The 12,835-nt window shown below is 66.1% G+C and carries 11 protein-coding genes and 1 pseudogene; 4 read left to right on the top strand and 8 right to left on the bottom strand.

Annotated elements, in window-relative coordinates:
• Positions 1-47: 47 nt before the first annotated feature.
• The 5 genes from GPA_RS12565 to GPA_RS12545 all read right to left on the bottom strand — a co-directional run bounded on the left by GPA_RS12565 (position 48) and on the right by GPA_RS12545 (position 6,073).
• Positions 48-833 (bottom strand): TorD/DmsD family molecular chaperone, encoded by a 786-nt coding sequence (locus tag GPA_RS12565; RefSeq protein WP_083809132.1) that lies wholly within the window; start codon positions 831-833, stop codon positions 48-50.
• Between the two features lie 93 nt (positions 834-926).
• A complete protein-coding gene (locus GPA_RS12560; RefSeq protein ID WP_015540093.1) occupies positions 927-1,784 on the bottom strand; it encodes a DmsC/YnfH family molybdoenzyme membrane anchor subunit in 858 nt (285 codons plus the stop codon).
• Positions 1,784-2,374 (bottom strand): 4Fe-4S dicluster domain-containing protein, encoded by a 591-nt coding sequence (locus GPA_RS12555; RefSeq protein WP_041239599.1) that lies wholly within the window; start codon positions 2,372-2,374, stop codon positions 1,784-1,786. Before GPA_RS12555 ends, GPA_RS12560 begins: the two co-directional genes overlap by 1 nt.
• Entirely contained in the window at positions 2,367-5,252 is a 2,886-nt protein-coding gene (locus tag GPA_RS12550) for a molybdopterin-containing oxidoreductase family protein (protein WP_015540092.1), read from the bottom strand. Before GPA_RS12550 ends, GPA_RS12555 begins: the two co-directional genes overlap by 8 nt.
• A 62-nt stretch (positions 5,253-5,314) precedes the next feature.
• A complete protein-coding gene (locus GPA_RS12545) occupies positions 5,315-6,073 on the bottom strand; it encodes a hypothetical protein (RefSeq protein WP_015540091.1) in 759 nt (252 codons plus the stop codon).
• A gap of 262 nt (positions 6,074-6,335) precedes the next feature.
• Here GPA_RS12545 and GPA_RS12540 point away from each other — a divergent pair, with 262 nt between their 5' ends.
• Together GPA_RS12540 and GPA_RS12535 are read left to right on the top strand one after the other, a co-directional pair.
• On the top strand, positions 6,336-7,787 hold the full coding sequence (locus GPA_RS12540; RefSeq protein WP_015540090.1) for a helix-turn-helix domain-containing protein: 1,452 nt from the start codon (positions 6,336-6,338) through the stop codon (positions 7,785-7,787).
• Positions 7,788-8,066: 279 nt separating this feature from the next.
• A pseudogene (locus GPA_RS12535) lies at positions 8,067-8,687 on the top strand (glutamine amidotransferase-related protein); the annotation flags it as partial.
• Between the two features lie 160 nt (positions 8,688-8,847).
• Here the strand turns inward: GPA_RS12535 and GPA_RS12530 are convergent.
• Complete coding sequence (locus GPA_RS12530; protein WP_015540088.1) at positions 8,848-9,294, bottom strand: zinc ribbon domain-containing protein; 447 nt, start codon at positions 9,292-9,294, stop codon at positions 8,848-8,850.
• 261 nt (positions 9,295-9,555) lie between these two features.
• On the opposite strand from GPA_RS12530, the gene GPA_RS12525 reads away from it, so the two are divergent.
• Both GPA_RS12525 and GPA_RS17530 read left to right on the top strand, forming a co-directional pair.
• On the top strand, positions 9,556-9,978 hold the full coding sequence (locus GPA_RS12525; protein ID WP_015540087.1) for a YjdF family protein: 423 nt from the start codon (positions 9,556-9,558) through the stop codon (positions 9,976-9,978).
• A 42-nt stretch (positions 9,979-10,020) separates the two neighbouring features.
• A complete protein-coding gene (locus tag GPA_RS17530; RefSeq protein ID WP_015540086.1) occupies positions 10,021-11,193 on the top strand; it encodes a GNAT family N-acetyltransferase in 1,173 nt (390 codons plus the stop codon).
• 144 nt (positions 11,194-11,337) lie between these two features.
• On the opposite strand, the gene GPA_RS12510 is transcribed toward GPA_RS17530, so the two are convergent.
• Both GPA_RS12510 and GPA_RS12505 read right to left on the bottom strand, forming a co-directional pair.
• Positions 11,338-12,036, bottom strand: a complete 699-nt coding sequence (locus tag GPA_RS12510; protein ID WP_083809282.1) for a helix-turn-helix domain-containing protein — start codon at positions 12,034-12,036, stop codon at positions 11,338-11,340.
• 74 nt (positions 12,037-12,110) lie between these two features.
• Positions 12,111-12,758 (bottom strand): class I SAM-dependent methyltransferase, encoded by a 648-nt coding sequence (locus tag GPA_RS12505; protein ID WP_041239598.1) that lies wholly within the window; start codon positions 12,756-12,758, stop codon positions 12,111-12,113.
• Positions 12,759-12,835 lie beyond the last annotated feature (77 nt).

Genomic DNA, 12,835 nt, shown 5'->3' with positions numbered 1-12,835 from the left:
GATGCTGGCGCCGCCTTCCAGCAGCGTTCTGCGGGTGATTCCTTCCATTAGCACGACGCCGCCTTCCACGCTTCGTCGCCCGCGCGGCCGGCCTCGTCGTCGCGCGGGGGCGTTTCCAGCCACTCCATGTCGAGCGCGACGTCCTCGGCGCGCAGGCCGGTCTCATCCTCGACGGCCGCGATGGCGTCGTCCAGCAGGTCGGCGTCCAGCGCGAAGAAATCCTGCGCGAACTCGAGCGCGCCGTGGTAGAAGCGCTCTTTCGAAAGGGAAAGCGCCAGCTGCGCGAAGCGCGGATACCAGCTTGCGATGTGGCGGGCGAGGAAGGAGCGCTGCGTGGTCAGCAGGCGCAGCGCCTCGGCGTCGTCGCCTTCCGCCAGGCGCTCCTTCGTGCGCTCGGCCAGGACGGCCATGAAGTCGCACTCGAAGCTCAGATGGTCTTCCGGAAGGTTCAGGCTCTGGCCAAGGCGCAGTGCGTGCTTCTTGAACACGTTGTAGACGCGGGCGCGGGCTTTGCCCATGAGCATCTGCTCGCCGCCTTCCTCGTCGTGCGCCGACTCGTAGGGCAGGGCAGCGCGCCCGCCGGTCGTCCGCATGCCGTAGAACGTCCCCGTGTAGTCCACGGCGAGCGCCTGGCGTGTGTCGGCATCGTGCTTGCGCAGGAACTTTCCCATGACGGCAAGGCCGTGGGAGACGTCCTCTCGCTCGGAAAGCCCCGCGTCGCCCAGCCGGTCGATCTGCTCCTGGGTCAAGGGAGCCGCGAAAAGCAGCGATACCAGCGAGTACAGCGAACGCCGCTCTTCCATGGCCGTTTGAAGTTCTGTCGCGTGATTCATCGAAGGCTCCGTTCTACGGACAAAAAGGTGGAAAATGCGCCGGGCACGCGAAGGCGCGCCCGGCAAGAGAGGAGGGGAAAATAGTGGAGAGGGCTAGCAGTTGAGCACGACGCGCGCGGCCTCGAAGAGCTCCATGAAGCCTTCGGAGAAGAGCCACATGAGCATGCGGACCGCCAGGCCGCCTGCCAGCGCGCCGACGAAGCCGACCGCCGCGAGCACGGTCAAAGTCTGGCGGTTGCCGCCCGCGGCGCAGCGCAGGATGGCGATGGAGCATCCGATGGCGACCACGATGCCGCAGGCAACGGCCAAACCTGTTACGAGCGCCTGGGAGGCGACGTCGAAGCCTGCCGACTGCAGGTAGGCCAGGTAGGCCACGATGGTCACCGCGCCAACGATGGACGCCGCGACCACGGGCACGCCCCACGGCTTCGCGGAAAACTCCTTGTCGGCGGCCAGGCTGACCAGCAGGAACAGCAGGGCGCCGGCGGCAAGCGAGGTGCCCAGGTACGCGATGGGCAGGATCTCGGTGAACCAGGCGGCCTTCGCGCTGATGACGTAGCCATGGCCCGTCACGAACGCCAGCAGGAGGCCCAGCACGATGCCGGCGACAGCAAAGCCCTTGCGCGCGCCGTCGACGCCGCTGCGCTTGGAAAGCACCAGGTAGACCACGCCGACCACGACGAGCAGGCCCAACACCATGAGCTCGACGGAAACGCCCGAGAACGAGAACACATGGCGCACGGCGGCCATGACGTGCTGCGGGGAGGCAAGGTGCAGTACCGAGAACAGGCCGCCGACCACGACGAGCACGAGCGAGACGATGCCCACGGCGAACCGGGCGCGCTTCGTGCCGCCGACGAACTCAGAGGCGCCTGCGAACGCGAACGCGCAGCCGCCGGCGCCGGCGAGCAAGGAGAACAGGACCAAAGGCCATTGGATGATCTCTTCCATTACAGGTTCTCCTTCCAGGAGGCGTACTTCGGCGAGAGGATATAGCGCGTGAGCGGCGCCTCGCCGTCGGGAGCGGGCAGCTGGTGGATGCACTCGTCGTCGTACTTCGCGAGCTCCTTGGAGACGTCGGACTCCGGGTCTTCCAGATCGCCGTAGAAGCGCGCGCCTCCCGGGCAGTTGTGGACGCAGGCCGGCTTGGAGTAGCCGTCGGCGGTCAGCTGGCTGCACAGGGTGCACTTGCCGACCACGCCCGCCTCCTTGTCGAACGAGCGCACGCCGTACGGGCAGGCGTACATGCAGTAGCGGCAGCCGATGCAGTCGTCGCGGTTCACCAACACCACGCCCGTCTCGGTGTCGCGGTAGCTCGCGCCGGTGGGGCACACCTCGATGCAGCGGGCGTGCTCGCACTGCTGGCACTGGACCGGCAGGTTGTAGCGCTCGATGTCGGGGTAGGTGCCCGTGGGGCCCACCGCCAGCACGCGGTTGTAGTACACGCCGAGCGGCAGCGAGTTCTCGAACTTGCAGCTGACGATGCAGCTGTCGCACCCAGTGCAGCGGTCAAGGTTGATGACCAGGCATTTCTTAGGCACGGTGGAACACCTCCTCGGTATTGGGCTCGCTTTGGAGCGTGGGCATGAAGGGCTGGAACTCTTCCGGCTCCACCCAGATGCCCTCAGGCTTCTCGGACTTCTCGATGTTGATGCGGTAGCCGCGCCAGGACGCGGAGGCGAAGTTGGGGTTGACGACGTCGTCGCGCGCCATCAGGTTGACGTTGCACTGGCGCCAGCCGCCCGACGGGTTCTTCTGCGTCTCGTCGAAGCTTTCGGGGAAGTAGAAGCGTTCCATCATGACGACGCCGGGGCGCACGCCCTCGGTCAGGTACGCGCGGCCGCGCGTTTCGCCGCGGCGGGACCACAGGCGCACCCAGTCGCCGTGCTCGATGCCCAGCTTCTCGGCGTCGCGCGGATTGATGCGGCAGTCCGGCACGGGCATGAGCTCTCGGCTGTACGGCGCGTTGCGCAGCGTGGTGTGGTGGTAGTGCGCCACGCGGCCGGTCGTGAGGTAGAACGGGTAGTCCGGGTCGTCGTCCAGCATGTTCTCGCTCTGCTCCTTGTAGGTGCAGACGGCGTCGTACTCGGTGTCGTAGTCGTCTGGGCTGTCCTGCGTGAAGGGGAACATGTAGGGGAAGCCGTAGCGGCCGTTGAGCACCGCCATGGTCACGTACGGCTCGCACTTGCGCGAAAGCGTGGCGAACCCGGCGGGCAGGCCGTCGTCGACAATGTCCAGATACTGGTAGTACTGGTACAGGTCCTCGATAGGCACCGTGACCGTGTGGTCCTCGGAATGCTGCACGGCCTCTTCCCAGTCGTCCACGCCGAAGGCCTTCGCCCACTCAGGGTAGATGTCCTCCTTCGTGCGGTAGGTGCCGTTGAACTGGAAGTCGCGGTCGAGGATCTGGTCGTCGCCACCCAGCTTCTCGCACAGGCGGTCGACCAGCTGCGTGGCCACGATGAACGGGTCGGCGGTCTCGCCCAGGTGCACGACCTGCTTGCGCATGAAGGTCTGGTTGAACTGCGTCACCATCTCAGAGCCGTGCTCGAACTCCAGCCATTCCTGCAGGGGCAGGAACAGGTCCACGTCTTCGAAGGTGGTGGAGGTCATCATGGGGTACTGCTGGATGCAGTAGTCGAGCGTCGCGTAGGCCTGGTTCCATTCCTCGCCATTGCTCATGGTGCAGTACTTGTTGCCCACCTGCTCCCAGCGCACGGAGATCTTGTACGGCTCGCCGGTCAGCAGCGCCTCGCGCACAGGGGCGAGCTCGTTGAGCTGCCACTGGTGGACCGCCTTGTGGCGGTCGGAGCCCAGGCGCGCACGCTGGTAGTCCACGAAGTCCTGGCGCTTCTTCTCGCCGTCGACGCCCTTCGCGTTCCAGGCGTCCACCGCGGCCTGCGAACGGCGCGTGTTTTCTTCGAGGGTCAGGCCCACGGTCCAGCCGACTCCGAAGGTCTCCTGGTAGGGGCGGGTGCACCAGAACTGGGTGGGACGGTGCGTCCAGCGCGACTCGGGCTTCTGTTCGGTCAGCACCACGCCGGGCTTGTCCACCTTGCCGCACAGCATGTCAAGCGCCATGGTGCCGAAGATGAAGTTGGAGGAAAGCTCGCTCATGTCGGCGAACTGGCCGGTGCCGATGCCGCTTTTCGTGGTGGCGTACAGCTTCACGGCCTCTTCGATGCGGTCGGCGTCGACCCAGGTGACCTCGGCGGTCTTTTTCAGCGTCCAAGGTTCCGCTTCCTGCCACTGGATCTGGCCGGCGGTGGGGCACTCTACGCCGTTCACCACCGCGGTGGTGAAGACGACCGGGTCGACCGGCGAGTTCTCAGGCAGCGTGAAGGGGAAGGGCTGGATGGAGTTGGTGCGCGCGTCGAAGCACACGAACGCCGGGGTGTCGTAGACGCCGTTGGGGTCGGCCGAGGGGTTCACGTAGTCGGGCCAGACTTCCTCGGCGCGCCAGGGCAGGCGCGTTTCCGGGTTGATGAGGAAGGGGTAGTTGGTCCAGTACTTGCAGAATTCCTCGTCGTAGAGGTTGTTCGAGATGATGTAGTTGAACCAGCCCAGCAGCATGGCGATGTCGGACATGGGACGCACGGGCAGCCAGATGTCGGCCTTCGCCGCCTCTTCGGTGAAGTAGGGGTCGACGACGATGGTCTTGATGCCGCGCTCGCGCATGTCGGCGTTCGCACGGGCGGCGTAGGCGGCGCCGGACGCGGAAGTCTGCGCGCCCCAGAGGACCACGGCCTCCATAGTGGGGTTCCACGCGTTCCACATCTCGCGGGCGTTGTTGCCCTCGTGGCGGTTGTTCGAGCCGCCGCGCATCCACTGGCCCGCGCAGTCGGCGGGCAGGTAGCACTGGCAGCCGCCGGCGGAAATGCATACGGGCGCGCCCAGGGCGTCCTGCGTGACGCGCTGGAACACGTTGCCGTAGGTTCCGCCGCCGCCGGCGCCCACCATGACGGAGTACATGCCGTACTTCTTCACGGCGGTGGCCATCTGCTCGGCGGCCAGGTCGAGCGCCTCGTCCCAGCTGATGGCCTCCCACTCGTTCGTGCCGCGTTCGCCCACGCGCTTCATGGGGTGCAGCACGTGGCGCGGGCTGTAGACCAGGTGCAGTTGGTTCAGGGCCTTCGTGCACAGCGCGCCCTTGCTGAGCGTGCCGTTCTCGTCGCCCTCGATCTTCACTGCCACGCCGTCCTCGGTGTACACCCAGCACGGGCAGTTGTTGTAGCAGTTGTGGCACACGGTGTGGTGCTTGACGCGCTCCACGCCCGACTGGGCGAACGCCTGGTCGGTTTCGGTCAGGGAGCCGTGGGCGGCAAGCCCGACCGCTCCGGCCGCGCCTGCCAGCGCCGAAAGCTTGGCGAAGCTGCGGCGCGTCATGGATGCGCGCGGCGTCCTCTCCTTGTCTTCCATGTGTTCTCGTCCTTTCTTCGGCGGTTTCGGTTCTTTCGCGCCAGGATGGCGCGTGCGGTCCGTCAGACGGTGCGTCCGGCGGCCTTGAGCGCTGCCGCTCCCGCGCTCGTGAGCTTCCAACCCTCGTCCCACACCAGGCCGCCGGTCGATTCCAGCTTCGCCAGCAGGGCGCTGGGGTGGACGGGAAGGCTGGACAGGGCGTTGGTCGACTTCAGACCGAGCCCTTTCGCCTTCATGGCGTCCGCGACCGCTTGGTAGGTGCGGGGTTCGCGGCAGAATTCCAGCAGGTCCAGGTAGGCGCCCTTGCGCGCGGCGATGGAGTCGAGCAGGGCGCTCAAGCGCTTTTTCGGCTCCAGCTCGTCGGCTGCGGCCTTTCCGGCGTCAGTGGTCTGCAGGGCGTAGGAGCAGACGAGCTCGTCCGCCTCGTCCTCGCTCAAGCCTTCCGTCATCTCGGGCGTGACCTCGTTGCCGTCCTGGTCGAGGTCGAAGCGGTCGACCCCGCCGGCGTTCACGAGGTGTGCGACGATGTTGCGCTGGCTTTGGTCCACGTAGCGGAATTCCGGGTACGTCGCCATTTCCTGCTCCACGTCCTCGATGTTCCGGCGCGTCTCGCAGAACACGAGCGTCTTGCGCATGATTTCGGTGAAGGAGCCTCTGCTGTGCAGGGTCTTGCGAACGCGCGCGACGCGCTCTTCGAAGGTCGGTTCCTCCGTCGGCTCGTCGACCGCCTGCGCTGTCTCCGCGCACGCCGCAATGCATGCGGACGCCGCGTCGTCCAGCGGCAGGGAAGCCTCCGCCGCCTCCCCCGGAGTTCTTTCCATTTCATCCTCCTCTCGTTTCCTCTTACCGGCACGCAGGCTACGCGTCGCGGCGCCCGGGCGGTATAGGCAAAGCGCCGAAACCGCCGTCGAGAGGGTCCACCAAAACGTCGATATTTGCGAAACGCCTGGTAAGAGGCGTACCTTGACGAACGTAAAGCGAGAAGGTCCGCATGAAGCCGGTGAGGGGCTTATACTTGTTACGGCGCCGATGGAAGGTCGGCGCATCGCAAAGGGAGAGGCATTTCGATACATGGGAGTCGGCATGATGCGCACGAGCGAGCTGTTTTCAGTCCGCATGCTGGGATTCGGATTTTTCTGGGCGTGGCTGTTTCTGGTGGCGGTCTCGCCCTCGCCTTTGTTCGGGCAGCTGACGGGTCCCGGCGGCACGCCGTTCGAGCTTTGGGAGCTTTGCTTCCGGCTGCTCGCCCTCGTCGTTGTCGGCGGCGTCGCGCGGCAGCTGGCTACCACGCGGGGAGTCTGGGTCTTGGCCGTCCTGTCCGCCGTGTTCGGCATCGCCGGCGTCGCGGCGCTGGGGCTTGCGCAGAACGCGGGCATGGTCGCCGCCGCGGCGCTTTTCGTCGGCGTGGCGGACACGTGCATGTTTGTCGGGTGGCTGAGCTTTTTCGGCTACCTGCACCTGGGTGAGACTGCGCTTTTGATAACGCTTTCCTATGCGGTGGGGTCGGTCGTCCTGTTCGCGCTGTACGGCATGGGAAAGGGCGCCATGCAGGCGGCGTCGGTGCTGCTGCCGGTGGCCTCCGCGGTTTCGTTCGTGCTGGCTTACCGCTCGTTCGCGCAGACCTCCGACGCGCCGGAGCCGTGGGCGACGAGCGCCGACGCTTCCAAAACGCCGCTGCCTCCGGTCGTCTACCGGCTTTACGGCGCCTTGGCGGCGCTCGCGGCGCTGTTCGCCCTGTTCTCATGCGTCATGGTGCGACAAGGGGTGCAGGGGGCGAGCGGGCCGCTCGTGCAGGCGGGCTGCTGCATCGTCGTCGCGTGCATCGCGGGCGCCGTCTTCGCTCTCACGCGGCAGGTGAAGGGCATGTACGGGCTGTACCGGCTTGCGCCTTTGGCCATGGGCGCGGGCTTCTGCTGCCTGGGCATGCTGGGCGGGCAAAGCTGGACCGCGGCGGGCGGCCTGGTCATGTTCGGCTTCCTGACGTTCGAAATACTTTCCCTCAACGACTTCTGCAATGCCGTGAAGACCAACGACGCTTCCTTGGTGCGCGCCATGACGGGCGCGCGCGTGACGTCCTCGGCGGGCATGCTCGCAGGCTGGGGCGTTGGCATGGCGCTTCCGACGCAGACCGCTTGGGCCGACCTGCCGGGTGTCGCCGCGTTCGTGGGGGTGTTGGGCGTGCTCGTCGTCGGGTTTGCGGTGTTCACGAACACGGAGGTGGTCGGACTGCGCGATTTGTCGGGCGACCGCGCCGCCATGGAAAAGCTGGAGGATTTGGACCAGCGGGACAAGCTGCTCGATGGTTTCGCGCAGGCGTACGGCCTGTCGGGGCGCGAGCGGGAAGTGATGGGCTACCTGCTTTTCGGCCGCAATGCCGTCTACATCGCCGAACAGCTGGTCATCGCGGAGTCGACCGCGCGCACGTACATCCATAAAATCTACCAGAAGACCGAAACGCACGCGCGCATGGAGCTCTTGGACGTGTTCGACGCGTTTTGCGCACAGCAAGGTTCGGATTCCGTGCGTGGCGCCTGAAGTCGCGGGCAGTGCATGGCATGGCGAGTCCGCGTCGCACCGTGCACTTGAAAGGCAGGGCTTCCATGACGGCGCCGGATTTCATCTTGAAGTTGCGCGAGAAGGCGGGGCACGACCTGCTGTGGCTGGTGGGCGTGACCGCCTGCGTGCTGGACGCGCGCGGGTGGTAGCCGGAGACGCGAACGCATCTTTCGGGTATCATGGAGGGCGCCCGAAAAACATCGTGAAGAAGCATCAGTGAACGCCACGTCCGACCAGAAAGTCCTTGTGTTCGACTTTGGCGCGCAGTACGGCCAGCAGATCATGGCCGTGACGCTGGACGGTGAGGTCGGCCACACGGAAAAGGGCGGGTACGGCCCGACGCCGCTTACGCGCACGGACGGCGGCACGTCGGCACTGTACGGCGACACGCCGGCGGAGCAGACCGTGTGGATGAGCCACCGCGACGCCGTGAGCCGCGCTCCCGAAGGCTTCGCGGTGACGGCGAAGACCGACGTGTGCCCCGTGGCGTCCATGGAATGCCCGGAGCGCAAGCTCTACGCCACGCAGTTCCACCCGGAGGTGCGCCATACCCCCTACGGCAACGAGCTGCTGAAGAACTTCCTGTTCGGCGTCTGCGGGCTTGAGGCGAACTGGAACATGGACTCCATCGCCGCCATCCGCGCGCAGGTGGGGGGCGCGTGATCCTGGGCCTTTCCGGCGGCGTGGACTCCTCCGTGGTTGCCGCGCTGTGCGCGAAAGCCATCGGCAAGCAGCTGACCTGCGTGTTCGTGAACTACGGGCCTGCTGTGCAAGAACGAGCCCGAAGAGGTGGAGGAAGTCTTCACGAAACAGTTCGACGTCGCAAGCATCTCGCTTTGGTTGGAAAAGGGCATCGCGAGGTACGATGTAATGGTCGACGACGGGGAGGGCATCTTCCTGTTCGACGGCTTCGGCATCACGACGAAGGACGGCGCATCCCTTCTTTCCCTGCATTTCCGGATTCCTGACGAAACGGCGGAATACGTCGCGGGCCTCTGAGCCGAAACCTATCCGGGACCCTGCGGCTGCCGGCAGGCCCCTACCCCTTCCACCGCTCGAGCGTCGGAAGCACCGCGCCGAGGAGGGAGGCGCTCTCGTCCACGGTCCATCCCATGGCCTCCGCCATGCGCGGGGCGCACTCCTCGATCATGTCGTCCATGGTCGTCTCGTAGGTGTAGGCGCCGTCCTCGTAGCACCAGCGGCAGTAGTCCTCGGTCTCGGTGCCGTCTGCTTCATGCCCATGCTGGCCGGAGCCGGTGAACATCATGCCGCAGCTCTGGCAGTAGTGATCGGGCATCTCGAGGAGCTCCGTTATGGGGACGTCGAGCTCGCGCGCGATGAGCTTGGTCATGTCGATGCCGGGCGTCGTCTCGCCCGTCTCCCATCGGCTCACCGCCTGGCGGGTGATGTAGAGCCTCTTCGCGAGCTGCTCCTGGGTAAGACCGCGTTCGCGGCGCAGCTCGGGGAGGATATCTTTTAGCGCCATATGGATCCCTTTCTATTGGCATTCCGTCTCTAATTATCTGAAGCACCTCTCAATATGCAAGCAACAGACTGTTGCATCGCGGATGCGGCAGACCCTTTGTTAAAATGCTTTAAGGAGATAAAAACACGGCCCCGTTGAGTAGTCGGGGCGCGGCGCCATCGGCGCCGTCCGTAACCTGCCTCCTTGGTTGTCTCTTCTCCGCATGGAAAGCCCCTGCAAGGCCGGGACTCGGTTTCCTATGCGCTCAAGGAGGTACGGAGCATGCGGAGAGAAGGGCCGTCGATTACTTTCACCGTCTATTTCGACGGGCAGTTCTGGGTCGGCACGGTCGAGAGGGTAGAGGAAGGCGGGCTCTCTGCCGCTCGCGTGGTGTTCGGGGCGGAGCCCTCGGAGGAAGAGATTCTCAAGTTCATCCTCGAAAGGTGGGACACGTTGAGGTTCTCGCCCGAGGTCGAGGCGGAGCGAAGGAGGGAGCCGGGCAACCCCAAGCGCAGGCAGCGCGAGGCCGCGAAGGCCGCCGCGAAGGCGGCTCCCAGCACCAAGGCGCAGCAGGCCATCGCCGAGATGCGCGAGCAGGGCAAGGCGGCGGCCCGGAAGAAGAGCGCCGCCGAGAGGAGGGAGACCGCATCGCGCAAGCGCGCCCTGCGCTCAGAGAAGCGCAAGGAGAAACACCGCGGGCATTGATCGGATTTCAGGCATGCATTACGCGCAGGATCGGAGGAAGCCATGGACGCGTTCGTATGGGCGGATGATGCCAAGGAAAGGCTGGAGGCGGAGCTCGGGAAACGCTTGTGCTTCGTCGGGCTCCAGGGGAGCCGCGCGCGGGGAGAGGCATGCGAGGGCAGCGACGTCGACCTCGTCGTGCTCCTGGACGGCGTCGGGGCGGACGACCTCGCGCGCTACCGCTCCGTCGTCCGATCGATGCCGGACAGCAATCTTGCCTGCGGGTTCGTCGGGTCGGAAGCCGTCCTCGCCGCATGGCCGCGCCACGAGCTCTTCCAGTTCTACCACGACACAGCGCCCCTCTTCGGCGCCCTCCCCGACGTCGGACCCTTCTCGAGAGACGATGCCCTGCAAGCCGCCCGAATGGGGGCGTCCGGGATCTACCATGCCGCATGCCACGCCTGCGTGTTCGACGGCGACAGTGCCGACGGCATTCTGGAATCCCTCTTCAAAGGGGCGTTCTTCGCGCTGCAGGCGCTCCAGTTCGCGCGTACGGGCGCCTACCCGCGCGCGAAGGCCGAGCTCGCCTGCCTGCTCGACGGCGATGACGCCCGCATCCTCGCGATTGGCCGCGACTGGGACTCCCATCGTCCGGCAAACGACGATGATCGCCGCGATCTTGTCGACCTGCTGCTGCGCTGGTCGGAAGGCGTGGTGATCTTCGGCTCCGGGGCGACCGATCCTGAAAAGCGCTCCTGTCCGGACGTCGAGATCAGAGAGGCGGCGCCGGAGGAATGGGCGCTTCTGCCCGACTTCACCTACGAGGCGATCTTCAAGAGGCCGGAGGACGGCCCAGTCCCCCGCACCGTCCTGCAGCACCCTGCGCTCAGGGGGTACTACCAGGGCTTCGGGTCGGGGGAGGCCGACCGCTGCCTGGTTGCGGTGGCGGACGGGGCCGTGGTCGGCGCCGTCTGGACGCGCGCCGCGGCGGGCTACGGCAGCGTGGACGCTGAGACCCCCGAGCTCGCCATGTCGCTCTACCCCGAATGGCGGGGCATGGGGATAGGATCCAGGCTGCTCGACGCCATGCTCCGGCTCGCGGAAGGCGAGGGATGGAAGTGCATTTCGTTAAGCGTGCAGCTCGACAACTTCGCGCGCGGCATGTACCTGAAGGCGGGGTTCGAGCCCGTCGAGGTCCGCGACGGCGAGGCGGTCATGGTCAAGCGCATAGGGTAGGAAGCGAGGAAGCCGGGACCCTCCGGGGGCTCGTCCCGGCTCCCCTCTTCGACGCCTTTCCGGCGTTAGCCCAGATGCGCTTCGAGCGCAGCATGTCGCGGATTCATGGAACGCCGCGAGAATGGCCATGCCGGCATCTGGGAGCTAGCCCCTCTTCCTTATCAGGAACAATCCCACTGCAGCGCCCGCGAGCACGAACGGCGCAAGCCTGACGAACGCCCACTCGAACGCATGGAGGGCGGCAACGGCGACCGCCGTCTCCGGGTCGTCGAGATCCCAGCCCAGGTAGGAGCCGCTCAGGATCGCAAGGCATGCGAAAATCAGCACCACTGCCGCGCAGGCCGCGGCGAGAACGCCGCGGATCACCCTGCGGCGTGCCTCGCTCTGCCGCGCGAGCTGGAGGTTGACGACCTCCAGCTTCGCGCCCAGGGCTTCCAGCCCGTCCGCTTTCGGTGCCGGGGCGGATTCTCCCAGCAATTCGCTCACGGGCGTCTCCGTCGCCTCCGAGAGGGCGATCAGCAGGTCGGCGTCGGGCACGGAGAGCCCCCGCTCCCACTTGGAGACGGCCTGGCGCACCACGTTCAGCTTCACGGCGAGCTCCTCCTGCGAGAGCCCTCCGACCGACAGGGCAAGCGAGGACGCCGGCAACGTGAGCCTTCCCGCGATCGCCAGGATGCAGGCGAACAACGCCACCGCGGCGGCGAGCGTCAGCGCCGCCGCGAGCCAGAGCACGGCAAGCTTTGCCAGAGCCGCTATCCGACGCGAGGGCGCGGCAAGCAGGTTGGCGAGGCGTCCCGCCCTCCTTTCGTCGTCAGCCGCAAGCCCGCACGCGATGCCCGCCATAAGGGGCATGAGCGCGCCGAGGAACTGCACGTAGGCGTCCGCGCCAAACGATGCGTCCCACGACGCGCGCGCGATTAATGTCCTTTGCGGGCGATGGCGAGGCATGCGGTGGACCCCACACGTCGCCAATTCACATTGTCGAACCACTTTCCTAGGATTTCTTTTATTTCCCTTTCTGAGTAGATGCGCACATCCCCTTCGGCAGAATGGGGCATCCAAGCGTTCATGACCGCCCGGGCGGGGGCGGGCTGCCAGACGTCTCCGATCACCAGCGATCCTCCTTTTTTGAGGACGCGCCAAATCTGGAAGGCGGCACGCTCGGGATCGGGATAGTGGTGGAAAGAGTCGTTGCACCACGCCGTATCGAACGATCCGTCCCTGAACGGGAGCTTTTCTGCGTCGCCGAGCACGAGCTCCGCCGACCCCCCGAGGCGAGCCCGGGCGGCTTTGAGCATGCTGGGTGACAGGTCGAGGCACGTGAGCGAAGCGCCGGTGACCTGCCCGAGGACGAGCTCGGAGAGCGCGCCGGTTCCGCACCCCAGGTCGAGCAAGTGCGGGGCTGGCATTCCCGCTACCGCGCGAACCACCTCTTCCGCCACATGGGGGTATAGCGTTCTAGCGTGGGCGCCGTGCGTGTCGCCGTCGTACGTCGCGGCCTGTCCGTCGAAGGCCTCGCGCGACCGCCTTTTCAGCTCCCGCGCCGCAATACCGTCTTTCTCCATCGTTTCGCGCTCCTTCCTATTGAGCAATGGTCAATAACATCGGCCGAAAAAATCCCGGCAGATGCCGGGATCGAGGA

Origin of the sequence: Gordonibacter pamelaeae 7-10-1-b, from assembly GCF_000210055.1 — a bacterium.
Lineage (GTDB): Bacteria > Actinomycetota > Coriobacteriia > Coriobacteriales > Eggerthellaceae > Gordonibacter > Gordonibacter pamelaeae.
This window is presented reverse-complemented; position numbering and strand designations above follow the sequence as displayed.